We start from the raw sequence: 25,629 nt of genomic DNA on the forward strand, positions 1-25,629 counted from the left end.
TCCTTACTTGCCGAATAGATCGCCAATGCCCTTGCCGACATCCTCAAGCGCGCCGCCGACACCTTCCACGGCGCCCTTGGCGGCACCGCCGACCGTCTCGCCGACGCCCTTCACGATGCCGGTCACGCCGCTGTCCTTGGCCGCCGTCGCCGCAAGCGCGGCGCAACCGCCGGAACTCGCCACGGATTGATCGCCCGTGCTCATCAGCGGCAGCAGCGCGCCGATCCCACCCGTCAGGGCGGTACCGGCCACCGCCGTCGCTACGCCCTTCACCACACCCGTCTTGTCCAGTCCGGCGGAAGGCGCAGTCAGCGGACCGGAAAGCCGCACCGGGAAGGCAAGGCTGACGAGGGAGGGGTTCTTCGGCTTCGGTTTCAACAACAGGTCGACATATTCAGACCCGAGATTGACCGTGCCGCCGCCCGTTGTGACGAGGCTGTTCGTCTCCAGCGCCAGCGCCTTCGACGTGCCGACGCCGTTCTTGAAGTCGAACCGGCTGAGCGCACAAACGAGCTTCGCCCGCTCGCCGCTCTTGCCGTTGGGAATGAGAACATTCACCAGATCGTCCGACACCATGGCGAAGGCGCGAGAATTGATGCTTCCCTCGCCCAGCGCGAAATTGGTCTGCCCGCTTGCACTGGCCGCGATCGCATGGAGCGAGGCGCCACGCCCGCGAAGCGACGCGCCGAAATCCGCCTTGGCGCTCAAAAGGTCCGTTACCTCCGCATCCTTCAGCAGCCGGCCGAAATCCAGGGCGGAAGATGTTGCATCGAGGCTCACCGATTTTGCCTTTCCGTCGACACCGATATCCACCGTGACCGGACGATCCAGATAGTGCACGCTCAGCGGCAGATCGAGCCTGCCCTTCTCTATTTTGAGCGGCGCCTTGAGAGCCGTGAGCGTCACCCCGCCATAAACGAGCCTGTCGATGGAAAGGTCGAGATCGGCGTCCACCGCTTCCAGCGCATCGAAAGGAAGCGGATCGCGGCTGAAGAGTTTGCCGTCCGACTTGGCCGGCGCGGCGCCGCTCCGGCCGCCTTTCAACAGCGGCGTCACATCGAGCTCGGGGCTCGTGAACGCACCCTTCAGCACCATCCTCTTGTTCGCACCGCGCTTCAACGAGAGATCGCCGCTGACGCTGGTATCGCCGATCGCAAGCGCCGTATCTTCAAGCGACAGGTCCGAGGCATCTCCCGAAACGACCGAGGCCAGGGAAACCTCGGTGCCGTTCACCTCACCCGTGACCTTGACGTCGGTCGAGGCGAACCCGGGATCGATCCGCACTTCGTCGAAGCTGGCTTCGTTCACCTTGCCCGTCACGCCGTCGCGATAGGTGATGGCGAGATCGGTAATATTCACATCCGGGATGCCAGCCAGGCTCGGACCGCCGGAAGACTCTTCGGATTGCGCAGGCTCGGGCGCGGTGCCGGTCGACAGCTCCCAATTGCCCACACCCTTCCTGTTCGTCTCCAGATAAATGTCCGCGCCGTCGATCTCCACCGAACGCGCGTCCAGCTTACCGCCCAGCAACGGCACCAGCGCGACCTGGATGCCGAGCTTCCTGGCGGTGAGCATATTGGGACGCGAGCCCCAATCGGCATTGGCGAAGCTCACATTCTCCGCAACGACGGTGGGCACCAGCGAAACGCCGATATGGAGCGGACCGGAAATCTTGAGCTCCCGCCCCGTAGCCTCTTTCGCAGCCTGCTCGATCTGCGGCGAAAAGCGCCCGAGATCGACGAAGCTGAGCGCGACCAGCGCGCCCCCGAAAACAAGGACGAGAACGACGAGAACCTTCAGCAGACCCTTCATGCCACCATCTCCTATCCCGTTGGCGCTTCCGCCGCCCATAAGCGGTCGAGTGCCGGCAGAAGCTCGTCGAAATGGGTAAGCACTTTTCCCGCCCCGGCGCGCTTCAGCATATCCGTTTCATGATAGCCCCAATCGACACCCAGCGCATATGCGCCCGCCGCCCGGGCCATCTCCATGTCATAGGTCGTATCGCCTACCAGCACGGTGTCGGCGGGCTCCACCCCGGCCTCTCTGATGGCGCGGCGCAGCATTTCCGGATGCGGCTTGGACGGCGCATCGTCCGCCGTCTGGAGGGTCACGAAATAGCGCCCGAGCCCATGCGCCTCCAGTGCGTGCCGGAGTCCCCGCTGCGATTTGCCGGTCGCCACCCCCATCAGTACATGGTCGATGCCATAAAGCCCTTCCAGCGCGGCCCGCGCACCCTCGAACAGCGGCTCCACCAGATCCGCTCGCTTGCGTAATTCGAAAAACGCATCCTTATAGGCAAGCGTCAGCTCGTCTCGCCTGGAAAGCTCCACATGCGGCACCAGCGTCGCGATCGCCTCGTCCAGCGAAAGCCCGACAATCGACAACACCTGTTCGCGCGGAAGCGGCTCCATCTCGTGCCTGGCAAAGGCATGAGTCATGGCGGCGACGATCATGTGCTGGCTGTCGATCAACGTGCCGTCGCAATCGAAAACCACGAGTTTCAGACGATCGCTCAAAGCTCCAGCTCCTCGAACGGGTTTTCGTCGTCTTCCATATCGAAGGCGAGCAACTTCCAGCTCTTCTGCATATGCGGCGGCAAGGGCGCCACAAGGTGAAGGCGTTTTCCCTTGCCTGCCGGATGCGCAATGTCGAGCGAGCGTGCATGCAGGTGAAGCTGGCGTGGGATCTCGCCGCCCGGATGCGCTTTCACACCGCCATATTTCCCGTCGCCGACAATCGGCGTTTCGATGGCCGCCGCATGAGCGCGGATCTGATGGGTGCGCCCCGTCATCGGCATGAAAGCGACCCAGGCAAGTTTGTAAGACGCCGTTGCGACGACCGCATAATGCGTCTCGGCATATTTACCCTCGGGATCGCCCTTGGCGGCGGGGAACACACGCTCCGCCCGCGGGCCGCCCTGCTTGGACAGCGCCAGCTTGATCGTGCCTCGCTGCGGCGAGGGCACGCCGACGACCAGCGCCCAATACACCTTGCGTGCATCCTTCTGTTTGAAGGCACGGGCAAGCTCCGTCGCGGCTTTCGTATGACGCGCCAGCACGAGCACGCCGGAGGTATCTCGGTCCAGCCGGTGCACCAGCTTCGGCCGTTCTTTCGCATCGAATTTGAGCGCATCCAGCATCCCGTCCAGATGACGCTCGGTCTTGGTTCCGCCCTGCACGGCTAGCCCCGCCGGCTTGTTGATCGCAATCACATCATCGTCGCGATAGATGACAAGCGAGCGAACGAAATCGGCATCGGTCGCGGTAAGCGTCTGCTCCTTCTTCGGAGCGGGCTTTTCGACATCCTCTCCCATCGGCGGCACACGCACCGTCTGCCCGGCCTCGAGCCGCAGATTGGCCTTGGCCCGCGCACCGTCCACGCGAACCTGCCCCGTGCGCAGGAGCTTTTCGAGACGGCCATGCGTCAGCGCCGGGTAACGGCGCTTGAACCAGCGGTCGAGCCGTGTCCCGTCTTCGTCTTGCGAAACCTCGATCTGCTCGACAGCGCTCATACGAGAACCAGCCGTACGAAATAGAGCCCGGCAAAGAGCGCAGCGATTGCACCCACCACCGAGCCGCCCACATAGAGCATGGACAGAAGCCCGTCGCCGCGCTCCATCATGTTGGCCGCGTCGAGGGAAAAAGCGGAAAAGGTCGTGAAGCCGCCGAGAAGGCCCGTCATGACGAAGCTGCGCATTTCGGGAGAGAAGTGGAATTTCAGCGCCAGCCCTTCCGCGACAAAGCCCATAATGAAAGAACCGATCACATTCGCACTGAACGTGCCCCAAGGAAAATTCGGACCAAACCAATGCAGCATCTGCGCGGTAAGCAAGTATCGCCCACTCGCGCCGACCGCACCGCCGATTGCCACTGCGAAAAGTCCGTTCACTGACCCTTCTCCTGTCTGAGTTTCTGCCAATAGGCCAACCGCTTCGCGATCTCGCGCTCGAAGCCGCGATCCACCGGCGAGTAGAATTTCTGCCGCGTCATCTCCTCCGGGAAATAGTCCTGCCCCGAAAACGCATTGGGCGCGTCATGGTCGTATTCATAGCCTGCGCCATAACCGAGATCTTCCATGAGCCGCGTCGGCGCATTGAGGATGTGGGCCGGCGGCGAGACGGAACCCGTCTCCCTGGCCGCGCGTTTCGAGGCACCGAACGCCTTGTAGCCCGCATTCGATTTGGGCGCGGTGGCGAGATAGATCGTCGCCTGCGCCAGCGCCAGATCGCCCTCCGGTGAACCGAGGAAATCGAAAACCTCCTTGGCCGCCAACGCCTGGTGCACCGCTTCCGGGTCGGCCAGGCCGATATCCTCGATCGCAGCGCGCACCAACCGTCTTGCGATGAAGAGCGGGTCTTCACCCCCGACGAGCATACGCGCCAGCCAGTAAAGCGCCGCATCGCAATCGGAGCCACGAATGGATTTGTGAAGCGCGGAGACGAGATTGTAATGTCCTTCCCGGCCCTTGTCGTAGAGCGGCGCGCGGCGCTGGATCGCGGCAATGAGATCGGCCGTCTCGAACGGCTCGTCCGGCGCCAGCGCATAGACCTCTTCGGCGAGGTTCAACGCATAGCGGCCATCGCCATCGGCCATGGCGCGCAGGCTCGCCCGCGCATCGTCGGTTACCGGCAGCGGGCGACCTTTATGCGCCTCGGCTCGCGCCAGCAATTCTTCCAGCGCGGAATCGTCGAGCCGGTTCAGCACCAGCACCTGCGCGCGTGAGAGAAGCGCCGCGTTAAGCTCAAAGGACGGGTTCTCTGTCGTCGCGCCGACCAGCGTCACCGTGCCGTCCTCCATCACGGGGAGGAAACTATCCTGCTGGGTCCGGTTGAAACGGTGAATTTCATCCACGAAGAGGAGCGTTCCCTGCCCCGTCTGACGGCGGGCCCGGGCGGCGTCGAACACCTTCTTGAGATCCGCCACGCCGCTGAAGATCGCCGACATGGGCTCGAAATGAAGCCCCACCCGGGTCGCCAGCAACCGGGCGATGGTCGTCTTGCCCGTGCCCGGCGGCCCCCAGAGGATGATCGAGGAGAGGTGCCCGGACGCCAGCATCCGCGCAAGCGGCCCCTTCTCGCCCAGCAGATGCGCCTGGCCGACCACCTCTTCCAGCGTTTGCGGGCGCAGCTTGTCGGCGAGCGGACGCGGCGCCCCCTCATCCATCCCGGCTGCTTCAAAAAGATTGCTCATGGGCGGGATTTATCACGTTTGCCGGGCACACTCACCCACACCCGGAAAAGCCGCTGCAAAAAGTTGGGCCTGCGACAATTTGCAATTGCGAATGCCTTGCAATAACGATGCAGCCATGACATAAAGACACTGGAATCGGGAGAATTCCCGAGCGAAGGGAAGGCCATCGACATGATCGTCTGCGTCTGCAATGCCATTAACGACCGCTCCGTGAAGCAAACGCTCGCGACTGCGCCGCATATTGCAACGCCCGCCGCCCTTCACCGCGCCCATGGCTGCAAGGCTCAATGCGGCCGCTGCCTGCCGAGCCTTGCAGAGTTGATCGCCGAGTCGAAGCTCGAAACCGCTCTCGCCTCCTCCGTTCAAGCTGCCGATTAATCCGCAGAGCCGGTCTTTTCATCATTTGACCCCGTTCGCCTGAAGGGGGACGATGATGCGCGATTCCTCCCTGCGTGATCCAAGAGGCACCCCATGAAAGGCGACACCAAGGTCATCGAGTATCTGAACCGGGCGCTGAAGATGGAACTGACCGCCATCAATCAGTATTTCCTGCATGCCCGCATGTTCAAGGACTGGGGCTTCAAGCGCATCGCGGACAAGGAATACGAAGAATCCATCGATGAGATGAAGCATGCCGACAAGCTCATCGAGCGGATTCTCTTCCTGGAAGGCCTGCCCAATCTGCAGGATCTCGGCAAGCTCTATATAGGCGAGGACGTGGTCGAGTGCCTCGAATGCGACCTGAAGCTGGAGATGGAAGCGCAGGCTTTCTATCGCGAGGCGGTCGCCTATTGCGAAGGCGCCAAGGACTATGTCACCCGCGAACTCTTCGAGGACATTCTAGAAGGCGAGGAAGACCATATCGACTTCCTTGAAACCCAGCTCGAGCTGGCGAAGAAGGTCGGCAGCGAAAACTATCTCCAGACCCAGATCGGCGAAGGCGACGAAAGCTGAGGCGCCTTACCCGCTCACCATCGCATTGAACACCCGGTCGCCCCGGCGAACTGAAAAATCCCATTGCGCACGGCTGGTGCCGAGAAGGCCGGTCAGGTCTTTTACCTGTCCGATCTTGCGCCGATTGACCTCCAGGATCACATCCCCGCGCTGGAACTTGATACGCGAGGCGGGCGACCCCTGCTCCACGTCGAGCACCACCACGCCGCCCTGCCCGCCCATCACCGACAGGCCGAGGCGGTCCGCAATCGCGGGCGAAAGATTGGCGACACGCATGCCCGAAAACGGATTGCGTCCGTCGATATCGGTTTCATGCGCAGGCGGATCTTCCGGCGGCGCCGCAAGCGTGACGCGCGCCGTGCGCAATTCGCCGTCGCGCATATAGGAGACATCCGCCTTGCCGCCGAGCCCCTTCGTGGCAAAGCGGTAGCGCACCGCCGCCGGGTCGATGACGTCGTGCCCGTCTACCGCCCGGATAACATCGCCGACCTTCAGGCCGGCCTGCGCAGCGGGCCCGTCGGGATAGATGTCGCGAATGATGCCGCCGCCGGGCCGGTCGATGCCGAGCGATCCCGCCATCTCCTTGTCGACCTCCTGAAGCTGGGCGCCGAGCCAGGGCCGTTCGATATGGCCGCCATCGCGCGCGCCGTCCACGATGAGGCGAACCATATTGCCCGGAATGGCAAACCCGATACCGACGCTGCCGCCCGATTGCGAGAAGATCGCCGTATTGATGCCGGCAAGCTTGCCATCCATCGTGACGAGCGCTCCGCCGGAATTGCCCGGATTGATCGCCGCGTCGGTCTGGATGAAGAACTGATAATCGGAAACGCCCACATGCGTGCGCGCCAGCGCCGAAACGATACCCGTGGTGACCGTCTGCCCCACGCCGAACGGATTACCCACGGCAAGGACCAGGTCCCCCACTTCGAGCGTGTCTGAGTCCCGGAACTTCAGATAAGGCAGATCCTTGCCCTGCGTGTCGATCTTCAGCACGGCAAGGTCGGTGCGTTTATCCGCGAGCACCACCTTCGCGTCGAATTCGCGTCGGTCCGTCAGCGCAATGGTGAGCTGTTGCGCGCCATCGATGACATGATTGTTGGTCACGATGAGCCCGTCTTCGGAAACAATCACCCCGGAGCCGAGAGATTGCGCCACACGTTCGCGCGACGGGCCGCCCTGAAACGGACCGCCGAAAAACCGCTGGAAGAAGGGATCGTTGAAAAGCGGCGAGGCCCGCTCCTTCACCACGCGCCGCGCATAGACATTCACCACCGCGGGTGCGACGCGCTTCACGACGGGCGCGTAGGAGAGCTGGATCTGCTCGCGGCTCTGCGGCACCTGCGTTTCGGCGTGCGCCTTGCTCCAGCTCCACGGGAAAAGCGCCAGCGTAACGCTGAGCACGATCGCCGTGACCAGCATCAGCAATACGCTCCCAAATGACGATTGCGACATAATCTCCACCAACATACGGCTCGCCCCCCGGCAGAAACCGACAGGTGGCTCATGGCCTCTCATTCCACCCGTCCATTCCAACCGCCGCAAACGGATTTTCCGGGTTCGCCGCACCGCTTTCAAGCGCCGATCGGCGATCTGACCGAATTGTCACAAAACGAAAGGGGCGGCTGCCCAAAGCAACCGCCCCTTTGAATTCTTCGATCGCCCTGAATGATCAGGCGTTCTCGAGCTCCGCTTCCTGCTCGCCTTCGACATAGACCGGGCCGGAATCCTGCCCACGAGCCGTTTCGTCGCGGTCGACGAACTCGATCACGGCCATCGGCGCGCTGTCGCCATGGCGGAAGCCGGCTTTCAGCACACGGGTGTAACCGCCATTGCGTTCCGCATAACGCGGGCCCAGCACGTCGAACAGCTTCGCAGCCCATTCCTTGTCCGGCAGGGCCGAATAGGCCTGGCGGCGGGCATGGAGGTCGCCACGCTTGCCGAGCGTCACCAGCTTCTCCACATAGGGACGAAGCTCCTTCGCCTTGGGCAGCGTCGTAACGATCTGCTCATGTTTGATCAGCGCGACAGCCATATTGGCGAGCATCGCCTTGCGATGGCTTGCCGTCCTGTTGAGCTTGCGGCCGGAATTTCCGTGACGCATGACCCGTCTCCTTGTCTATTGCGGCGTCTCCCAGACGCTGCGGTCAACTCAAACGCCCGATTGGGCAATCAATACTGGTCTTCGTAGCGCTTGGCCAGCTCTTCGATATTCTCCGGCGGCCAGTTCGGCACTTCCATACCGAGATGAAGCCCCATCTGCGCCAGCACTTCCTTGATCTCGTTCAGCGACTTGCGGCCGAAATTCGGCGTGCGGAGCATTTCGCTCTCGGTCTTCTGAATGAGGTCGCCGATATAGACGATGTTGTCGTTCTTCAGGCAGTTCGCCGAACGGACCGACAGTTCCAGCTCGTCCACCTTCTTGAGAAGGGCGGCATTGAACTCCAGCTCCGGGCGCGCTTCCTCGACCTGCTTCTGCTCGGGCTCTTCGAAATTCACGAAGGTCTGGAGCTGGTCCTGCAGAATGCGCGCGGCATAGGCGACCGCGTCGTCCGGCGAAATCGCGCCATTGGTCTCGACCTGCATGGTGAGCTTGTCATAGTCGAGGATCTGGCCTTCGCGCGTGTTTTCTACCTTGTAGGAAACGCGCTTCACCGGGCTGTAAAGGCTGTCGATCGGGATCAGGCCGATCGGCGCGTCTTCGGGACGGTTGCGGTCGGACGCCACATAGCCCTTGCCCTGCGACACGCTGAATTCCATGCGCATCTCGGCGCCTTCGTCGAGCGTGCAGATCACCAGCTCCGGGTTCAGCACTTCGATATCCGCCGGCGTGGTGATGTCGGCGGCGGTCACGACGCCGGGGCCCGTCTTGGTCAGCGTCATGCGCTTGGTGCCTTCCGCGTGCATGCGGAGCGCCAGCTGCTTGATGTTGAGAATGATGTCCGTCACATCCTCGCGGACGCCCGCGATGGAGGAGAACTCGTGCAGCACACCGTCGATCTGCACCGCGGTCACCGCCGCGCCCTGCAGCGACGACATCAGCACACGCCGCAGCGCATTGCCGAGCGTCAGGCCGAAACCGCGCTCGAGCGGCTCGGCGACAACGGTCGCGAAACGCTGGGCATCATGGCCCGGATTGATCTCAAGCTTGTTCGGCTTGATCAGCTCTTCCCAGTTCTTCTGGATCACGTCTTGAACCTCGTGCCGTTAACGGATGCCGGAGCATCCGGGCGGGCTAACCCGCCATCTGAGCTGTTTAACGTCCCCTCCACCATTCATTCGTGCGAGCGGACGTGACGAACCCGATGCCGGCATGCAACGGGTTCTGTCAGATAGGTCGTGTCAGACGCGGCGGCGCTTCGGAGGGCGGCAGCCATTATGCGGGATCGGCGTCACGTCGCGGATCGACGTCACGGTGAACCCCACCGACTGCAGCGCACGAAGCGCGGACTCGCGACCGGCGCCCGGGCCGCACACTTCGACCTCGAGGGTCTTCATGCCATGTTCCTGGGCCTTCTTGCCCGCGTCCTCGGCAGCCATCTGCGCGGCGAAGGGGGTGGACTTGCGGCTCCCCTTGAACCCCATCATACCGGCCGAAGACCAGGAGATCGCATTCCCCTGCGCGTCGGCGATGGTGATCATGGTGTTGTTGAACGTCGAATTCACGTGAGCAACGCCCGACGAGATATTCTTGCGTTCCTTGCGCTTCACGCGCGCCTTTTCCTTGGCCATGCGTCTCTAAACCTCTTGTACCGCGTGGCAAACACCCGCGGTGAAAACCTCGAAACCTTACTTCTTCTTACCGGCAATCGCCTTGGCCGGCCCCTTGCGGGTGCGCGCATTGGTATGCGTGCGCTGCCCGCGAACCGGAAGCCCGCGACGATGGCGCAGACCGCGATAGCAGCCAAGATCCATCAGGCGCTTGATGTTCATCGCGACGTCGCGGCGAAGATCGCCTTCCACGAGGTAGTCGCGGTCGATCGTTTCGCGAATCTGGATGACTTCGGCATCTGTCAGTTCATTGACGCGACGCTCGGCCGGGATGCCGACCTGATCGCAAATCTCTTTCGACTTGGCATCACCGATGCCGTGGATATAGGTCAGTGCGATGACAACCCGCTTATTGGTCGGGATGTTGACGCCAGCGATACGAGCCAATGTTTTCTCCTGCTCACCCAGAGCGCTTTCCGCGAAAACGCTCTAACTCATATGGTTAGATCGCTCTTTTTGGCGGAAAACTGCCCTCTTCTGTCAGAGAGGCACTTTTCCTTAGAGCAACCTGGAATCGCTTACACGGCGCCTGCACGAAAAACCGGTTGTCTAGCTCCGGAAAAACCGCGGAAACCCGCCAATTTTTCGGACCCAACCGGAATCTACATCATCGGAGCCGTCGCGAAGGCCGGGATTATAGGATTTACCCCATCCCAGTCAACCGCGTTAAGCGAGATTCCTCTTTGTTTTTCAACGTCCAACCGGCTTGCCGCCGGGTCTTCCTTAAACCCCGAGGACCGCCTCGATCTGGCGGGTAACCTCATCGATATCCTTCATGCCGTCCACGGTCTTGAGCTGGCCCTTGCCTGCGTAATAGGCGGAAAGCGGCGCCGTCTGCTCATGATAGACCTTGAGGCGCTTGGCCAGCGCCTCCGCATTGTCGTCGGCGCGCGGACCGCCTTCGGTCTCCGCCGCGCGGCCCTCGATGCGCGCCAGAAGCGCGTTATCGTCGACCTTGAGTTCCACGACCGCATCCAGCTGGGTGCCATGACGGGCCAGCATGGCGTCCAGCGCCTCGGCCTGGGCCACATTGCGCGGGAAACCGTCCAGGATATAGCCCTTGGCGCAATCCGGCTCGGAAATGCGTTCCTCAATGATGCCCACCACGACCTCGTTGGGCACGAGTTCGCCGGCTTCCATCAGCGCTTCGGCCTTCTTGCCGACTTCCGTCCCGGCCTTCACCGCGGCGCGCAACATGTCGCCGGTGGAAAGCTGGGTAAAGCCGTATCGCTCTTCCAGCCGCTTTGCCTGGGTTCCCTTGCCCGCGCCGGGCGGACCAAGAAGAATGAGTTTCATCGACGCTGCCCCCTCAGTTTCGACTTCTTGATGAGTCCTTCATACTGGTGAGCCAGCAAATGGCTCTGGATCTGCGAAACCGTATCCATGGTCACGCTGACGACGATCAGCAGCGACGTACCGCCGAAATAGAACGGCACCTTGTACTGCGAAATCAGCACTTCCGGCAGCAGGCAGACGGCCACGAGATAGATCGCGCCGACAAGGGTGAGCCGCGTCAGAACGTAGTCGATATATTCCGCCGTGCGGGTGCCTGGACGGATGCCGGGAATGAAGCCGCCATACTTCTTCAGATTGTCGGCCGTCTCCTGAGGATTGAAGACGATTGCCGTATAGAAAAAGGCGAAGAACATGATACCCGCCGCGTAAAGCAGCATGTAGAGCGGCTGACCATGCGCCAGCAGCGCCGTCATCGTGTTCAGCCATTCAGGGCCCTGCCCGCCGCTGAAATTGGCGGCCGTCACCGGCAGCAGCAGCAGCGAGGAGGCGAAGATCGGCGGGATCACGCCGGCCGTGTTCAGCTTCAGCGGAAGATGCGAGCTGTCGCCGCCATACATCTTGTTCCCCACCTGCCGCTTCGGATACTGCACGATCAGCTTTCGCTGCGCGCGCTCCATGAAGACGATCGCCATGATGACGGCGACGATCATGACGACGAGGAACAGGATCACGAAGGTGGACAGCGCCCCTTCCCGGCCGAGTTCCAGCGTGCCGACGATCGCATGAGGCAGCTGCGCCACGATGCCCGAGAAGATGATGAGCGAAATGCCGTTGCCGACGCCGCGCGAGGTGATCTGCTCGCCGAGCCACATCAGGAACACGGTACCGCCCACAAGCGTGATGGTCGTCGTCGCCCGGAAGAAGAGTCCCGGATCCATCACCACATTCTGCGCGCCTTCAAGGCCGATCGCGATGCCATAGCCCTGGATCGCGGCCAGGAACACCGTGCCGTAGCGCGTATACTGGTTGATCTGCTTGCGTCCCTGCTCGCCTTCCTTCTTGAGCTGCTCAAGATGGGGCGAAACGCTCGTCATCAGCTGGATGATAATGGACGCCGAGATGTAGGGCATGATCGCCAGCGCGAAAATGGCCATACGGCCAACCGCGCCGCCCGCGAACATGTCGAACACGCCGAGCAGGCCGGACTGCTGCTGGTTGAAAACCCGCGCCAGCGCCGCCGGGTCGATGCCGGGCAGCGGAATATAGGTGCCCAGCCGGTAAACGATGAGCGCACCCAGTGTGAACCAGATGCGCTTTTTCAGCTCTTCCGCCTTCGCAAAGGCGGAGAAATTGAGATTCGCTGCAAGTTGTTCCGCCGCTGATGCCATTCAACTCACCTCTGCGCCGATCGCCTGGCGCCCCTTGAGAAATGCGAATCCCGTTTAACTCACGCCCTGTCGATTACTCGGCAGCGGCTTTGGCTTTCGGCTCGACAACCGTCACCGAACCGCCGGCCTTCTCGACCGCGGCCTTGGCCGCTTCCGACGCGCCCGCGACCTGGAAGCTGAGCTTGGCTTTGAGCTCGCCCTTGTTGAGCAGGCGCACGCCATCCTTCACCCGGCGAATGATACCGGCCTCGACCAGCGCGGCCGCATCGACCGTCGCACCCTCGGCAAGCTTGCCCGCCTCGACGGCCTGCTGCACACGGCCGAGATTGACCGTGTTGTAGTCCAGCCGGAACGGGTTCTTGAAGCCACGCTTGGGCAGGCGCATGTGGATCGGCATCTGGCCGCCCTCATAGCCCTTGATCGCCACGCCGCTGCGGGACTTCTGACCCTTCACGCCGCGACCGCCGGTCTTGCCCTTGCCTGAGCCGATACCGCGGCCCACGCGCATGCGCGACTTGCGGGCGCCTTCATTGTCGGCGATTTCATTGAGTTTCATTGGCTTTGCCTCTGCAACCACTTGAGCCCGATCAGCCTTCGTCCACAATGCGAACGAGGTGGGGCAGCTTATTGATCATGCCGCGAACCGCCGGCGTATCGGCAAGGGTCCGCGTCTTGTTCATCTTGTTCAGTCCAAGGCCCACCAGCGTGGCTCGCTGGTCCGCCTTGCGGCGGATCGGGCTTCCGACCTGCTGAACCGTGATGGTCTTCGCCGACTTCTTGGCAGCCATTGTCCGTTACCTCTCCGCGCTTACTCGAGGCCGCTCTCGGCGGCGGCATCGGAACGACGACCAACGATTTCGCTGACCTTCTTCCCGCGGCGCGCCGCAACCATGCGCGGGCTCTGCTCGTTCTTCAGCGCGTCAAACGTCGCGCGAACCATGTTGTAGGGATTGGAGGTGCCGAGCGACTTCGCCACGACATCCTGCACACCCAGCGTCTCGAAAACGGCGCGCATCGGGCCGCCGGCAATGATACCGGTGCCGGGAGGCGCCGCGCGGAGCACCACGCGGCCCGCGCCATGACGGCCATCGACATCGTGATGCAGCGTGCGGCCTTCGCGAAGCGGAACGCGGATCATCGAGCGCTTGGCGGCCTCGGTCGCCTTGCGGATCGCTTCCGGCACTTCGCGCGCCTTGCCGTGACCGAAGCCGACACGGCCCTTCTGGTCGCCGACCACGACGAGCGCGGCAAAGCCGAAACGACGGCCGCCCTTCACCACCTTGGCGACGCGATTGATATGGACCAGCTTGTCCACGAATTCGCTGTCGCGATCTTCCCGTTCACGATTGTCTTTACGTGCCACGTGTCAATTCCCTTAGAAGTTGAGTCCGCCCTCGCGCGCACCGTCCGCGAGCGCTTTGACCCGACCGTGATAGATATAGCCGCCGCGGTCGAACACCACCTCGGTGACGCCTGCATCCTTGGCACGCTTCGCCAGCAGTTCGCCGACCTTGGTCGCCGCACCGACATTGCCGCCGGCCTTGATGCCGAGATCGGGATCGAGCGACGAAGCATGGGCAAGCGTCTTGCCCTCCTTGTCGTCGATCACCTGGGCATAGATATGTTTGGACGAACGGAACACCGAGAGCCTCGGGCGCCCATTCGCGTTCTTCGCGAGCCGCGAGCGGTTGCGCATTGCGCGCCGCTGGGAAAGGGTCATGTTCTTCATGGATACACCCGATTACTTCTTCTTGCCTTCCTTGCGGAAGATGTACTCGCCGGCATATTTCACGCCCTTGCCCTTATAGGGCTCCGGAGCGCGATAGGCGCGGATTTCCGCCGCGACCTGACCGACGCGCTGTTTGTCGATACCGCTCACTTCGATCTCGGTCGGCTTCGCGCATTTGATCTCGATGCCGTCCGGGATCGGATACTTCACGTCATGGCTGAAGCCGAGATTGAGCTGGAGCGCCTTGCCCTGCACCGCTGCGCGGTAGCCGACGCCGTTGATCTCGAGCTTCTTGGTGAAGCCTTCGGTCACGCCCGTCACCAGGTTCTGCACCAGCGTACGGCTCAGGCCCCACATGGCACGGCCACGCGACGCGCCTTCGCGCGGCTGCACGGAGATGCCGTTCTCGCCCATCTCCACTGTGACGTCGTCAACCAGCGTCAGTTCCAGAGTCCCCTTGGGGCCCTTCACCGACACCTTCTGGCCGTCGATTTTCGCTTCGACGCCCTTGGGAACCTCAATGGGTCTTTTGCCAATTCGAGACATGGTCTCTGCTTCCTGTCGTCAACTCGTTGCAGCCGGTCTGTCGCGTCTTAGAAGACGCGGCACAGGACTTCGCCACCTACATTCTGTTCCCTCGCCGCCGCGTCGGACATGATGCCCTTCGGCGTGGAGAGGATCGAAATGCCGAGCCCGTTATGGACCGTCGGCATCGTCTTCACCGAAGAGTACACCCGGCGGCCCGGCGTCGAGACACGCTCGATCTCCCGGATGACCGGCTCACCCTCGGTATATTTCAGTTCGATCTCGAACTCGCTCTTGCCGTCGGCATATTCGGTCTTCGAATAGCCGCGGATAAAGCCTTCATCGGCGAGAACGTCAAGCACCCAGCCACGAAGCTTGGAAGCCGGCGTCACCACCTTGGACTTGCCGCGCGTCTGCGCGTTGCGAATCCGGGTCAGCATATCGCCAAGAGGATCGGACATTGTCATGCGCGTAGTCTCCTTACCAGCTCGACTTCACCATGCCGGGAATCTGCCCCTTGGACGCAAGGTCCCGGAGCGCGATACGCGACATGCGCAGCTTGCGGTAGTACGCCTTGGGACGACCGGTGACTTCGCACCGGTTATGAAGCCGCGTCTTGGACGAATTGCGCGGCAGCTCGTTGAGCTTGAGCTGCGCCTGGAAACGCTCTTCCATCGAAAGAGACTCGTCCTTGGTCATCGCCTTCAGCTTGGCGCGCTTTTCGGCATACTGCGCAACAAGCTTGCGGCGCTTTTGATCCCGGTTGATGGCGCTTTTCTTAGCCATTCCTACCTCCGTCGGGTCCGCCCCATGCGGACCGTGAGAAACTTACTTCGTGAACGGGAAGTTGAACTTCCGAAGCAGCTCGCGCGCTTCGTCGTTCGTCTCCGCCGTGGTGCACACGATGATGTCCATGCCCCAGACCTGATCGACCTTGTCGTATTCGATCTCGGGAAAAACGATGTGCTCTTTCAGGCCCATCGCAAAATTGCCGCGCCCGTCGAAGCTCTTCGGGTTCAGGCCGCGGAAGTCACGCACGCGCGGCAGCGCGATGGTGATCAGGCGGTCCAGGAACTCGTACATGCGGTCGCGGCGTAGCGTAACCTTCACGCCGATCGGCATATCTTCGCGAAGCTTGAAGCCGGCGATCGAGGTCTTGGCCTTGGTGATGACCGGCTTCTGGCCGGTAATCGCCTGAAGGTCCTCGAAGGCGGACTTGATCTTCTTGGAGTCGCCAACGGCCTCGCCGACGCCCATATTGATCACGACCTTGTCGATCCGCGGGATCTGAAGCACGTTCGCGTAATTGAACTGCTCTTTCATCTGGCCGCGGATGGCCTCGTTATACTGTGCGCGCAGACGCGGCGCGTAGCTCTGTGCTTCAGCCATCGATCACATCTCCCGACGCCTTGGCGAAACGAACCTTGCGGCCGTCGTCCAGCGTCTTGAAACCAACTCGCGTCGCCTTGCCGGAAGCGGGATCGGCAATGGCGAGATTCGACAGGTGAATGGACGCCTCGCGGGTCGAAATGCCGCCGGCCGACACCTGGGACGGCTTCTCGTGGCGCTTCACCATGTTCACGCCCTGAACGAGAGCGCGGGACTCCTTGGGAAGCACGGCGAGAACTTCGCCGGTCCGACCCTTGTCCTTGCCCGCCAGGACAACGACCTTGTCACCCTTTTTGATCTTCTGGGCCATCAGAGCACCTCCGGGGCCAGCGAGACGATCTTCATATGGTTCTTCGCGCGAAGTTCGCGGGTCACCGGACCGAAGATACGGGTGCCGATCGGCTCGCCCTGATTGTTCACAAGCACCGCCGCATTGCGGTCGAAACGGATGACGCTTCCATCTGCGCGGCGGATATCCTTCGCGGTGCGGACGATCACGGCCTTGACCACATCGCCCTTCTTCACCTTGCCGCGCGGAATGGCTTCCTTCACGCTGACGACGATGATGTCGCCCACGGAAGCGTATTTCCGCTTGGAACCACCCAGAACCTTGATGCACATCACGCGACGCGCACCAGAGTTGTCGGCGACCTCCAGGTTTGTTTCCTGTTGAATCATAACTTCATCCGCCTTCGCTCGGACCGAACCTCACCCTTGGGGCTCAGGCCTCGTCCGTAATGACTTCCCATCGCTTGCTACGAGAGTGCGGGCGGCATTCCTGGATCTTCACGATCTGGCCGACCTTCGCCTGATTGCTCTCGTCATGAGCGTGATACTTCTTGGTGCGGCGCACGATCTTCTTCAGGAGCGGGTCCTTGAAGCGGCGCTCGATATTCACTGTCACCGTCTTTTCGTTCTTGTCGCTGACAACGACACCCTGGAGGATTCTCTTCGGCATGGTTCTCGTCCTCAGCCCTTGTTCTGTTCAGCCGGCGCGGCCTGCCGCTGCATGGTCTTGATCCGCGCAATGTCTCGGCGGATCTGACGGAAGCGCGCAGTCTTCTCCAGCTGGCCGCTCGCCTGCTGGAAGCGAAGGTTGAACTGTTCCTTCTTCAGCTTCACCAGCTCGTCATCGAGCTGGTCCGGCGTCATGTCTCTCACTTCACTGGCCTTCATGGCCCGACCCTTTCATTTCGTCGCCGCCGCACGGCGGGAAATTTGCCTTAACCGTCCTTACGCTCAACCGTGCTCGCCGGGACGCGCGACAAAGCGCGTCTTGACCGGAAGCTTGGCCGCCCCGAGGCGCAGCGCCTCTTCGGCGATCGCATGCGGAACACCGTCGATCTCGAACATGATCCGGCCCGGCTTCACTTTGGCCGCCCAGTATTCCGGCGTGCCCTTACCCTTACCCATGCGGACTTCGGTCGGCTTCTGCGAAACCGGAACGTCCGGGAAGATACGGATCCACACACGGCCCGCGCGCTTCATGTGACGCGTGATCGCACGGCGTGCCGCCTCGATCTGGCGCGCGGTGACGCGAGCCGGCTCCTGGGCCTTCAGGCCATAGGCGCCGAAATCCAGATTCGTTCCGCCCTTCGCGGCGCCGTGGATACGGCCCTTGTGTTGCTTGCGGAACTTTGTGCGCTTCGGTTGCAGCATCGTCGTTACTCTCTATCGCTCGATCGCGGGAATGTTTTCGTCCCGCCGATTGTGCTTAAGCCCTTTTAGCCGTTCTGGTGCTCGCGGCGCTGACGCTGGCCGCTGCCATCGCCTTCCAGCGCGCGGCGTTCGGACGCCATCGGATCGTGCTCAAGGATTTCGCCCTTGTAGATCCAAACCTTCACGCCGCATGTGCCGTAAGCCGTCTTCGCCGTCGCAACGCCGTAATCGATGTCGGCGCGCAGCGTGTGAAGCGGCACGCGGCCTTCACGGTACCATTCCGTGCGCGCGATTTCCGCGCCGCCCAGACGACCCGAGCAGGTGATACGGATGCCGCCCGCGCCGAGACGCATAGCCGACTGCACCGCCCGCTTCATCGCGCGGCGGAACGCCACACGGCGCTCGAGCTGCTGCGCGATATTGTCCGCGACCAGCGTCGCGTCGATCTCGGGCTTACGGACCTCGACGATGTTCAGATGAACTTCCGAACCCGTCATCTTGCTGATCTTGCGGCGAAGGACTTCGATGTCCTGGCCCTTCTTGCCGATCACCACACCCGGACGCGCCGTGTGGATGGAGACCCGGCACTTCTTGTGCGGACGCTCGATCACGATGCGCGACACGCCGGCCTGCTTGACTTCCTTTTCCAGGAACTCGCGGATCTTCAGATCCTCGTGCAGCAGCTTGCCGTATTCGTGACGGCCGGCATACCAGCGGGAGTCCCAGGTGCGGTTGATACCCAGCCGCAGACCGATCGGATTAACTTTATGACCCATCAGGCCGTCTCCTCGACTTGGCGAACGACGATCGTGAGCTGGCTGAACGGCTTCTCGATGCGGCCGACGCGACCACGCGCGCGGGCATGCCACCGCTTCATCACCAGGTTCTTGCCAACATAGGCCTCGGAGACGACGAGATCGTCGACATCGAGGTCGTGGTTGTTTTCCGCATTCGCGATCGCGCTCTGCAGAATCTTCTTCACGTCCTTCGCGATACGCTTGCGCGAGAAGGTCAGGTCGGCGAGCGCCGTCTCCACCTTCTTGCCGCGAATGGTCTGCGCGACGAGGTTCAGCTTCTGCGGGCTGATGCGGATCATGCGACCCACGGCCTGCGCCTCATTCTCAGGCAGACGCCTTTTTGCTGCAGGTTTGCCCATGGCTTACCTCTTCGCTTTCTTGTCGGCCGTGTGGCCGTAATAGGTCCGCGACGGCGAGAACTCGCCGAGCTTGTGGCCCACCATGTCTTCCGTGACCAGGACCGGCACATGCTTCTTGCCGTTATGCACACCGAAGGTCAGGCCGACGAACTGCGGCAGGATGACCGAGCGGCGGCTCCAGGTCTTGATGACTTCCTTGCGTCCCGAAGAACCCGACTTCTCTGCCTTCTTGAGCAGATACCCGTCGACGAAGGGGCCTTTTTTGACTGAACGAGCCATAATGAGTTCCCTTAACCCTTACGCTTGTGACGGCTACGGACGATGTACTTGTCGGTCGCCTTGTTTTTGCGCGTGCGCTTGCCCTTGGTCGGCTTGCCCCACGGCGTCACCGGATGACGGCCGCCCGAAGTACGCCCTTCACCACCGCCATGCGGATGGTCGACCGGGTTCATGACCACGCCGCGAACATGCGGGCGCTTGCCCATCCAGCGCTTGCGGCCGGCCTTCGCGATCGTGATGTTCATGTGGTCCGGATTGGACACCGCGCCGATCGACGCCATGCACTCGCCCGACACCATGCGCGTCTCGCCGGAAGAAAGGCGAACAAGCGCATATCCCTGGTCGCGGCCGACGAGCTGCACATAGGCGCCCGCGGACCGTGCGATCTGACCGCCCTTGCCCGGCTTCATCTCCACATTGTGGATGATGGTGCCGACCGGAATGTTCTTCAGCGGCATCGCATTTCCCGGCTTCACGTCGACGCGCTCGCCCGAAACCACCTTGTCGCCGGTCTGCAGACGCTGCGGCGCCAGAATGTAGCTCAGCTCGCCATCGTCATACTTGATGAGCGCGATGAACGCGGTCCGGTTCGGATCGTATTCGAGCCGCTCGACCGTCGCGGAGACATCGGCCTTGCGACGCTTGAAGTCCACAAGGCGATAGCTGCGCTTGTGCCCGCCACCGCGGAAGCGCGTGGTCACGCGGCCCTTGTTGTTGCGGCCACCCGACTTTGTCAGGCCTTCCGTCAAGGTCTTCACGGGCTTGCCCTTGTGAAGACCCGACCGGTCCACAATCACCAGGCCGCGTTGCGCCGGGCTTGTCGGTTTGTATTTCTTCAGTGCCATAGCTTTAAGCTTCTTACCTTGGCGGCCCTAGCGGACCCAGTTCCTCAAAGACCCGTCGTGATATCGATCGAATGGCCCTCTTCGAGGGTCACGACCGCCTTCTTGACGTCGCTCTGCTTACCCTTGATGCCGCGGAAACGCTTGGTCTTGCCCTTCCGGTTCAGCGTGTTGACCGCCTTCACCTTCACCTTGAAGAGAGCTTCGACCGCTTCCTTCACCTGGGGCTTCGTCGCGGTATCGACGACCTTGAAAACCACCTGGTTGTTCTCGGCCGCGAAGGTCGACTTTTCGGTGATGATCGGCGCCACGATGATGTCGTAATGCGTCTCGCTCATTTGAACCGCGCCTCCAGGCTCTCGACTGCGGCCTTGGTCAGCACGAGCTTCTCGCGCCGCAGAATGTCGTACACATTGATGCCCTGCACCGGCAGCACATCCACATTCGGGATGTTGCTCGCGGCCTTGGCGAAATTCGTGTCGAGCTCCGCGCCGTCGATGATCAGCGCATTGCTCAGTCCCAGCTTCGCCAGGGCATCCTTTGCCGCCTTGGTCTTCGGCTCGGCCAGCTTCGCCTCGTCCAGGATGACGAGGTTGTCGCTCTTTGCCTTGCTGGACAGCGCATGGCGCAGCGCAAGGGCGCGAACCTTCTTGGGCAGGTCGATCGCATGGCTGCGCACGACCGGGCCGAACGCCTTGCCGCCACCGCGGAACTGCGGCGCCTTACGGTCGCCGTGCCGCGCACCGCCAGAGCCCTTCTGGCGCACGAACTTCTTGCCCGTGGCCGAGATTTCGCTGCGGCCCTTCGTCTTGTGCGTACCGGCCTGGCGCTTGGCGAGCTGGTAGCTGACCATACGATGCAGGATGTCCGCGCGGGGTTCCAGCGCAAACACATCGTCGAGAAGCTCGACGGAGCCTGCCTTGCCGGCATCAAGCGTGGTTACGTCCGCCTTCATCACGCACCTTCCTTGTCGGCGCCTTCGGCACCATTCGTCTCTTCAGCCGGCGCCTCGGCGGGAGCCTCTTCGGCGGCCGCTTCCGCGGCTTCCTCGGCAGGCTTCGCAATTTCTTCACCGGCCCGGCGGAACCCGCCCGGCATCGGCACATCTTCGGGAAGCTTGGACTTCACGGCGTCGCGAAGCATGATCCAGCCACCCTTGGAGCCCGGTACCGCGCCGCGCACCATGATGAGGCCGCGCTCGGGGTCGGTCTGCACCACTTCAAGGTTCTGCGTCGTCACGCGACGCGCACCCATGTGGCCGGCCATCTTCTTGCCCTTGAACACCTTGCCGGGATCCTGGCATTGACCGGTCGAACCGTGGCTGCGGTGGCTGATCGACACGCCATGCGTCGCACGCAGGCCGCCGAAATTGTGCCGCTTCATCGCACCCTGAAAGCCCTTACCGATCGACGTGCCGCAAGCATCCACGAGCTGGCCGGCGACGAAATGATCCGCCGTCAGTTCCACGCCCACATCGAGCATGTTTTCGGGGGTCACGCGGAATTCCACGATCTCCCGCTTCGGCTCAACGCTCGCCACGGCAAACTGGCCGCGCTGCGATCTGGACACGTTCTTCGCCTTGGCAAGCCCCGCACCGAGTTGAACGGCGGTGTAGCCGTTCTTTTCCTCGGTCCGCTGGCTGACAACCTGGCAGTTATCCAGCTTCAGCACCGTCACTGGTACATGCCGCCCGTCTTCGGTGAACAGGCGGGTCATGCCCATCTTTTTGACAATCACACCGGAACGCATGGTCCCATTCCTCGTCTTGATCCAGAAAACAAGCTGCTTAGAGCTTGATTTCCACGTCCACACCGGCCGCCAGGTCGAGCTTCATAAGAGCGTCCACCGTCTGGGGCGTGGGGTCCACGATGTCGAGCACACGCTTGTGCGTCCGAATTTCGAATTGCTCACGGCTCTTCTTGTCGATATGCGGGCCGCGAAGCACCGTAAATTTTTCAAGCCGCGTCGGCAGCGGGATAGGACCCAGAACCTGGGCGCCCGTACGCTTCGCCGTGTTCACGATTTCCCGCGTGGACACGTCCAGCACACGGTGGTCGAAACCCTTGAGCCTGATGCGGATCTTCTGCTGTTGCATCTTCAATCCTTGCCTGTAATCGGCTTGGGCGGGGCGCGCCATCGAGGCGCGCCCTCACCTGTTTCTTACATCACTCGATGATCTTGGAGACGACGCCGGCGCCGACGGTACGGCCGCCTTCGCGGATGGCGAAGCGCAGCTTCTCTTCCATCGCGATCGGCGCGATCAGCTGCACCACCATCTTCACATTGTCGCCCGGCATGACCATCTCGGTCCCTTCCGGAAGCGTCACAACACCCGTCACATCCGTCGTCCGGAAGTAGAACTGCGGACGATAGTTCGTGAAGAACGGCGTATGACGACCGCCTTCGTCCTTCGTCAGGATGTAGGCTTCAGCCTCGAAGCGCGTATGCGGCGTGATCGAGCCCGGCTGGCAAAGAACCTGGCCGCGCTCAACGTCCTCGCGCTTCGTACCGCGAAGCAGAACGCCCACATTGTCGCCCGCCTCGCCCTGGTCCAGAAGCTTGCGGAACATCTCGACGCCCGTGCAGGTCGTCTTCTGCGTGTCCTTGATGCCCACGATCTCAAGCTCGTCGCCGACCTTCACGATACCGCGCTCAACGCGGCCCGTCACAACCGTGCCGCGGCCCGAGATCGAGAACACGTCCTCGATCGGCATCAGGAACGGCTGGTCAACCGGACGCTCCGGCTGCGGGATGTACTCGTCCACCGCCCGCATCAGCTCCAGGATCGCTTCCGCGCCGATCTTCGGATCGCCGCCCTCAAGCGCCACAAGCGCGGAGCCCTTGATGATCGGGATTTCGTCGCCCGGGAACTCGTAAGCCGAGAGAAGCTCGCGGATTTCCATTTCGACGAGCTCGAGAAGCTCCTCGTCGTCGACCTGGTCCACCTTGTTCATGAACACCACAAGCGCCGGCACGCCGACCTGGCGCGCAAGAAGGATATGCTCGCGCGTCTGCGGCATCGGGCCGTCCGCCGCCGAAACCACCAGGATCGCGCCGTCCATCTGCGCCGCGCCCGTGATCATGTTCTTCACATAGTCCGCATGGCCGGGGCAGTCCACATGCGCGTAGTGACGGTTCTCCGTCTCGTACTCAACATGCGACGTCGAAATCGTGATCCCGCGCGCCTTCTCTTCAGGCGCCTTGTCGATCGCGTCATACGCCGAAAACGTCGCCCCGCCCGTCTCGGCCAGAACCTTCGTAATCGCCGCCGTCAGCGTCGTCTTGCCGTGGTCAACATGACCAACCGTTCCGATATTGCAGTGCGGCTTGCTGCGCTCAAATTTCTCTTTAGCCATTTCGGCGCTCCATCCTTCTGGAACTGACTTCGTTTAACGGGATCAGGCGAGCTTCGCCCGGACTTCGTCGGACACCGCCTGCGGCACCTGCTCGTAGTGATCGAACTGCATGGTGTACTGCGCACGACCCTGGCTCATCGAGCGCAGCGTGCCCACGTAACCGAACATGTTCGCAAGCGGAACCATCGCGTGGATCACCTGGGCGATGCCCCGCTGTTCCGTACCCTGGATCTGTCCACGGCGGCTGTTCAGGTCGCCGATGACGTCACCCATATATTCTTCCGGCGTCACCACCTCGACGGCCATGACAGGCTCGAGAAGCTTCACACCGGCCTTCGGCGCGGCCTCGCGGAACGCGGCGCGCGCCGCGATTTCGAAGGCCATCACGCTGGAGTCCACATCGTGATAGGCACCGTCGATCAGAGTGGCCTTGAAGTCGATCATCGGGAAGCCGGCCAGCGGACCGCTGTCCTTGACGCTCTCGATGCCCTTCTGAACACCCGGAATATATTCGCGCGGCACCGAACCGCCGACGATCTTGCTTTCGAAGACAAAGCCTTCGCCCTGCTCCGTCGGCTCGAAAACGAGCTTCACGCGGGCGAACTGACCGGAACCGCCGGTCTGCTTCTTATGCGTGTAGTCGATTTCGGCAAGCTGCGTGATCGTTTCGCGATACGCCACCTGCGGCGCACCGATATTCGCCTCGACCTTGAACTCGCGCTTCATGCGATCGACGATGATGTCGAGATGAAGCTCGCCCATGCCGGCGATGATCGTCTGACCGGATTCCTCGTCCGACTTCACACGGAAGGAGGGATCCTCGGCGGCGAGACGCTGAAGCGCCAGGCCCATCTTTTCCTGGTCCGCCTTGGATTTCGGCTCGACCGCGATCTCGATCACGGGCTCGGGGAATTCCATGCGCTCCAGAATGACCGGCTTCAGCGGGTCGCAAAGCGTATCGCCCGTGGTCGTTTCCTTCAGGCCCGCGATGGCGACGATGTCGCCGGCATAGGCCACCGTGATGTCTTCACGGCTGTTGGAATGCATCTGCATCATGCGGCCGACGCGCTCGCGCTTGTCCTTGACCGTGTTGAGCAGGGAAACGCCCTTTTCGAGCACGCCCGAATAAATGCGACAGAAGGTCAGCGAACCGACGAACGGGTCGTTCGCGATCTTGAAGGCCAGCAGAGAGAGCGGCTCGTCGTCGCCCGACTTGCGGACGATCTCGCCATCCGTCTTCGGGTCGATACCCTTGATCGACGCCACTTCAATCGGGCTCGGCAGGTAGTCCACCACCGCGTCGAGCAGGGGCTGCACGCCCTTGTTCTTGAACGCCGTGCCGCAGAGAACCGGCACGAATTCGTTCGCGATCGTGCCCTTGCGGATCAGCTTCTTGATCGTGTCGATGTCGGGCTCGTTGCCCTCGAGATAGGCCTCCATCGCGGCCTCGTCCTGCTCGACGGCATTCTCGATCAGGTAATCGCGATATTCCTGCGCCCGGTCGGCAAGGTCCGCGGGAATGTCTTCTTCATGGAACTCGGCGCCCAGACCCTCCTCGTCCCAGATGATCGCCTTCATGTGAAGAAGGTCGATCACGCCGCGGAAGTCGCTTTCGGCGCCGATCGGCAGCTGCATGCATACCGGCTTCGCACCCAGGCGCGTCTTCATCATGTCGACGCAGCGATAGAAGTCGGCGCCGGTCTTGTCCATCTTGTTCACGAAGAACATACGCGGCACGTGATACTTGTCGGCCTGGCGCCACACGGTCTCGGTCTGCGGCTCCACACCGGCATTGGCGTCGAGCAGCGCCACCGCGCCGTCCAGCACACGAAGGCTGCGCTCCACCTCGATGGTGAAGTCCACATGGCCGGGCGTGTCGATGATGTTCAGACGCTTGTCTTTCCAGAAACAGGTCGTCGCAGCGGACGTGATCGTGATGCCACGCTCCTGCTCCTGCTCCATCCAGTCCATCGTCGCCGCGCCATCATGCACTTCGCCGATCTTGTGGCTGCGGCCGGTGTAGAAAAGGATACGCTCGGTCGTCGTCGTCTTGCCCGCATCGATGTGGGCCATGATGCCGAAGTTCCGATAATCCTCGATTTTATGCGTACGCGTCATAGCAGCAGCCTCAGCGACTTGGATCCCGTCAGGGCCCT

Annotated in this window: 37 protein-coding genes; 2 read left to right on the forward strand and 35 right to left on the reverse strand. The window is 62.1% G+C overall.

From position 1 onward, the window contains the following. Positions 1-3: 3 nt before the first annotated feature. From FHS78_RS01765 to FHS78_RS01785, 5 genes are read right to left on the reverse strand one after another with little or no spacing between them, the layout of a single operon-like run. On the reverse strand, positions 4-1,812 hold the full coding sequence (locus tag FHS78_RS01765) for an AsmA family protein (RefSeq protein WP_167089652.1): 1,809 nt from the start codon (positions 1,810-1,812) through the stop codon (positions 4-6). Positions 1,813-1,823: 11 nt separating this feature from the next. Beyond that, on the reverse strand, positions 1,824-2,516 hold the full coding sequence (locus tag FHS78_RS01770; protein WP_246220297.1) for an HAD family hydrolase: 693 nt from the start codon (positions 2,514-2,516) through the stop codon (positions 1,824-1,826). Beyond that, the gene (locus tag FHS78_RS01775) at positions 2,513-3,511 is read right to left on the reverse strand and encodes an RluA family pseudouridine synthase (protein WP_167089654.1); all 999 of its coding nucleotides are present in this window, start codon (positions 3,509-3,511) and stop codon (positions 2,513-2,515) included. The genes FHS78_RS01770 and FHS78_RS01775 overlap by 4 nt, the downstream gene beginning before the upstream one ends. Next, positions 3,508-3,888, reverse strand: a complete 381-nt coding sequence (gene crcB, locus FHS78_RS01780) for a fluoride efflux transporter CrcB (protein WP_167089656.1) — start codon at positions 3,886-3,888, stop codon at positions 3,508-3,510. Before crcB ends, FHS78_RS01775 begins: the two co-directional genes overlap by 4 nt. Further along, positions 3,885-5,189 carry a replication-associated recombination protein A gene (locus FHS78_RS01785; protein ID WP_167089658.1) on the reverse strand — a complete coding sequence of 435 codons (1,305 nt, stop codon included), beginning with the start codon at positions 5,187-5,189 and terminating at the stop codon, positions 3,885-3,887. The genes crcB and FHS78_RS01785 overlap by 4 nt, the downstream gene beginning before the upstream one ends. A gap of 171 nt (positions 5,190-5,360) precedes the next feature. On the opposite strand from FHS78_RS01785, the gene FHS78_RS01790 reads away from it, so the two are divergent. Both FHS78_RS01790 and bfr read left to right on the forward strand, forming a co-directional pair. Continuing rightward, on the forward strand, positions 5,361-5,567 hold the full coding sequence (locus FHS78_RS01790; protein ID WP_167089660.1) for a (2Fe-2S)-binding protein: 207 nt from the start codon (positions 5,361-5,363) through the stop codon (positions 5,565-5,567). A 93-nt stretch (positions 5,568-5,660) separates the two neighbouring features. Continuing rightward, positions 5,661-6,143, forward strand: a complete 483-nt coding sequence (gene bfr, locus FHS78_RS01795) for a bacterioferritin (protein ID WP_167089662.1) — start codon at positions 5,661-5,663, stop codon at positions 6,141-6,143. A gap of 6 nt (positions 6,144-6,149) precedes the next feature. Here bfr and FHS78_RS01800 read toward each other — a convergent pair whose 3' ends face one another. From FHS78_RS01800 to fusA, 30 genes are all read right to left on the reverse strand, one after another. Next, the gene (locus tag FHS78_RS01800) at positions 6,150-7,565 is read right to left on the reverse strand and encodes a DegQ family serine endoprotease (protein WP_246220298.1); all 1,416 of its coding nucleotides are present in this window, start codon (positions 7,563-7,565) and stop codon (positions 6,150-6,152) included. Between the two features lie 250 nt (positions 7,566-7,815). Next, entirely contained in the window at positions 7,816-8,247 is a 432-nt protein-coding gene (rplQ, locus tag FHS78_RS01805) for a 50S ribosomal protein L17 (protein WP_167089666.1), read from the reverse strand. 68 nt (positions 8,248-8,315) lie between these two features. Then, positions 8,316-9,332 (reverse strand): DNA-directed RNA polymerase subunit alpha, encoded by a 1,017-nt coding sequence (locus tag FHS78_RS01810; protein ID WP_167089668.1) that lies wholly within the window; start codon positions 9,330-9,332, stop codon positions 8,316-8,318. 153 nt (positions 9,333-9,485) lie between these two features. Continuing rightward, positions 9,486-9,875, reverse strand: coding sequence for a 30S ribosomal protein S11 (rpsK, locus tag FHS78_RS01815; RefSeq protein WP_167089670.1), 390 nt, complete (start codon positions 9,873-9,875; stop codon positions 9,486-9,488). 57 nt (positions 9,876-9,932) lie between these two features. After that, positions 9,933-10,301, reverse strand: a complete 369-nt coding sequence (gene rpsM / locus FHS78_RS01820) for a 30S ribosomal protein S13 (protein WP_167089672.1) — start codon at positions 10,299-10,301, stop codon at positions 9,933-9,935. A 336-nt stretch (positions 10,302-10,637) separates the two neighbouring features. Then, positions 10,638-11,210 carry an adenylate kinase gene (locus tag FHS78_RS01825; protein ID WP_167089674.1) on the reverse strand — a complete coding sequence of 191 codons (573 nt, stop codon included), beginning with the start codon at positions 11,208-11,210 and terminating at the stop codon, positions 10,638-10,640. Continuing rightward, positions 11,207-12,538 (reverse strand): preprotein translocase subunit SecY, encoded by a 1,332-nt coding sequence (gene secY / locus FHS78_RS01830; protein WP_167089676.1) that lies wholly within the window; start codon positions 12,536-12,538, stop codon positions 11,207-11,209. The genes FHS78_RS01825 and secY overlap by 4 nt, the downstream gene beginning before the upstream one ends. 73 nt (positions 12,539-12,611) lie before the next feature. Then, complete coding sequence (gene rplO / locus FHS78_RS01835) at positions 12,612-13,094, reverse strand: 50S ribosomal protein L15 (RefSeq protein ID WP_167089678.1); 483 nt, start codon at positions 13,092-13,094, stop codon at positions 12,612-12,614. A 31-nt stretch (positions 13,095-13,125) separates the two neighbouring features. Further along, positions 13,126-13,326 carry a 50S ribosomal protein L30 gene (gene rpmD / locus FHS78_RS01840; RefSeq protein WP_167089680.1) on the reverse strand — a complete coding sequence of 67 codons (201 nt, stop codon included), beginning with the start codon at positions 13,324-13,326 and terminating at the stop codon, positions 13,126-13,128. Between the two features lie 20 nt (positions 13,327-13,346). Continuing rightward, the gene (rpsE, locus tag FHS78_RS01845) at positions 13,347-13,901 is read right to left on the reverse strand and encodes a 30S ribosomal protein S5 (protein ID WP_167089682.1); all 555 of its coding nucleotides are present in this window, start codon (positions 13,899-13,901) and stop codon (positions 13,347-13,349) included. Positions 13,902-13,913: 12 nt separating this feature from the next. Further along, entirely contained in the window at positions 13,914-14,267 is a 354-nt protein-coding gene (gene rplR, locus FHS78_RS01850) for a 50S ribosomal protein L18 (RefSeq protein WP_167089684.1), read from the reverse strand. A gap of 12 nt (positions 14,268-14,279) precedes the next feature. Beyond that, positions 14,280-14,813 carry a 50S ribosomal protein L6 gene (gene rplF, locus FHS78_RS01855; RefSeq protein ID WP_167089686.1) on the reverse strand — a complete coding sequence of 178 codons (534 nt, stop codon included), beginning with the start codon at positions 14,811-14,813 and terminating at the stop codon, positions 14,280-14,282. 47 nt (positions 14,814-14,860) lie between these two features. After that, on the reverse strand, positions 14,861-15,259 hold the full coding sequence (gene rpsH, locus FHS78_RS01860; protein WP_167089688.1) for a 30S ribosomal protein S8: 399 nt from the start codon (positions 15,257-15,259) through the stop codon (positions 14,861-14,863). 13 nt (positions 15,260-15,272) lie between these two features. Continuing rightward, positions 15,273-15,578, reverse strand: a complete 306-nt coding sequence (gene rpsN, locus FHS78_RS01865; RefSeq protein ID WP_167089690.1) for a 30S ribosomal protein S14 — start codon at positions 15,576-15,578, stop codon at positions 15,273-15,275. A gap of 42 nt (positions 15,579-15,620) precedes the next feature. Then, complete coding sequence (gene rplE, locus FHS78_RS01870; RefSeq protein WP_167089692.1) at positions 15,621-16,181, reverse strand: 50S ribosomal protein L5; 561 nt, start codon at positions 16,179-16,181, stop codon at positions 15,621-15,623. After that, positions 16,174-16,491 (reverse strand): 50S ribosomal protein L24, encoded by a 318-nt coding sequence (gene rplX, locus FHS78_RS01875; RefSeq protein ID WP_167089694.1) that lies wholly within the window; start codon positions 16,489-16,491, stop codon positions 16,174-16,176. The genes rplE and rplX overlap by 8 nt, the downstream gene beginning before the upstream one ends. Then, the gene (rplN, locus tag FHS78_RS01880; protein ID WP_167089696.1) at positions 16,491-16,859 is read right to left on the reverse strand and encodes a 50S ribosomal protein L14; all 369 of its coding nucleotides are present in this window, start codon (positions 16,857-16,859) and stop codon (positions 16,491-16,493) included. The genes rplX and rplN overlap by 1 nt, the downstream gene beginning before the upstream one ends. Before the next feature lie 43 nt (positions 16,860-16,902). Beyond that, positions 16,903-17,139 (reverse strand): 30S ribosomal protein S17, encoded by a 237-nt coding sequence (rpsQ, locus tag FHS78_RS01885; RefSeq protein ID WP_167089698.1) that lies wholly within the window; start codon positions 17,137-17,139, stop codon positions 16,903-16,905. Between the two features lie 11 nt (positions 17,140-17,150). Continuing rightward, positions 17,151-17,357, reverse strand: a complete 207-nt coding sequence (gene rpmC / locus FHS78_RS01890) for a 50S ribosomal protein L29 (protein ID WP_167089700.1) — start codon at positions 17,355-17,357, stop codon at positions 17,151-17,153. A 63-nt stretch (positions 17,358-17,420) separates the two neighbouring features. Further along, the gene (rplP, locus tag FHS78_RS01895) at positions 17,421-17,840 is read right to left on the reverse strand and encodes a 50S ribosomal protein L16 (RefSeq protein WP_167089702.1); all 420 of its coding nucleotides are present in this window, start codon (positions 17,838-17,840) and stop codon (positions 17,421-17,423) included. Positions 17,841-17,905: 65 nt separating this feature from the next. Next, on the reverse strand, positions 17,906-18,616 hold the full coding sequence (rpsC, locus tag FHS78_RS01900) for a 30S ribosomal protein S3 (protein WP_167089704.1): 711 nt from the start codon (positions 18,614-18,616) through the stop codon (positions 17,906-17,908). Then, entirely contained in the window at positions 18,616-18,996 is a 381-nt protein-coding gene (gene rplV, locus FHS78_RS01905) for a 50S ribosomal protein L22 (protein ID WP_167089706.1), read from the reverse strand. The genes rpsC and rplV overlap by 1 nt, the downstream gene beginning before the upstream one ends. 3 nt (positions 18,997-18,999) lie before the next feature. Next, complete coding sequence (gene rpsS / locus FHS78_RS01910) at positions 19,000-19,275, reverse strand: 30S ribosomal protein S19 (protein WP_167089707.1); 276 nt, start codon at positions 19,273-19,275, stop codon at positions 19,000-19,002. 11 nt (positions 19,276-19,286) lie between these two features. Beyond that, positions 19,287-20,120: a 50S ribosomal protein L2 gene (gene rplB / locus FHS78_RS01915; protein ID WP_167089709.1), complete on the reverse strand. Its 834-nt coding sequence runs from the start codon at positions 20,118-20,120 to the stop codon at positions 19,287-19,289. Between the two features lie 44 nt (positions 20,121-20,164). Continuing rightward, positions 20,165-20,455 carry a 50S ribosomal protein L23 gene (locus tag FHS78_RS01920; RefSeq protein WP_167089711.1) on the reverse strand — a complete coding sequence of 97 codons (291 nt, stop codon included), beginning with the start codon at positions 20,453-20,455 and terminating at the stop codon, positions 20,165-20,167. Beyond that, a complete protein-coding gene (gene rplD / locus FHS78_RS01925; RefSeq protein WP_167089713.1) occupies positions 20,452-21,072 on the reverse strand; it encodes a 50S ribosomal protein L4 in 621 nt (206 codons plus the stop codon). The genes FHS78_RS01920 and rplD overlap by 4 nt, the downstream gene beginning before the upstream one ends. Next, complete coding sequence (gene rplC / locus FHS78_RS01930; RefSeq protein WP_167089715.1) at positions 21,072-21,866, reverse strand: 50S ribosomal protein L3; 795 nt, start codon at positions 21,864-21,866, stop codon at positions 21,072-21,074. The genes rplD and rplC overlap by 1 nt, the downstream gene beginning before the upstream one ends. A gap of 37 nt (positions 21,867-21,903) precedes the next feature. After that, entirely contained in the window at positions 21,904-22,212 is a 309-nt protein-coding gene (gene rpsJ / locus FHS78_RS01935) for a 30S ribosomal protein S10 (protein WP_167089717.1), read from the reverse strand. 70 nt (positions 22,213-22,282) lie between these two features. Beyond that, complete coding sequence (gene tuf / locus FHS78_RS01940) at positions 22,283-23,473, reverse strand: elongation factor Tu (protein ID WP_167089719.1); 1,191 nt, start codon at positions 23,471-23,473, stop codon at positions 22,283-22,285. A gap of 42 nt (positions 23,474-23,515) precedes the next feature. Continuing rightward, positions 23,516-25,591, reverse strand: coding sequence for an elongation factor G (gene fusA, locus FHS78_RS01945; protein ID WP_167089721.1), 2,076 nt, complete (start codon positions 25,589-25,591; stop codon positions 23,516-23,518). Positions 25,592-25,629 lie beyond the last annotated feature (38 nt).

The organism is Parvibaculum indicum (assembly GCF_011762095.1).
In the GTDB taxonomy this organism is placed as follows: domain Bacteria; phylum Pseudomonadota; class Alphaproteobacteria; order Parvibaculales; family Parvibaculaceae; genus Parvibaculum; species Parvibaculum indicum.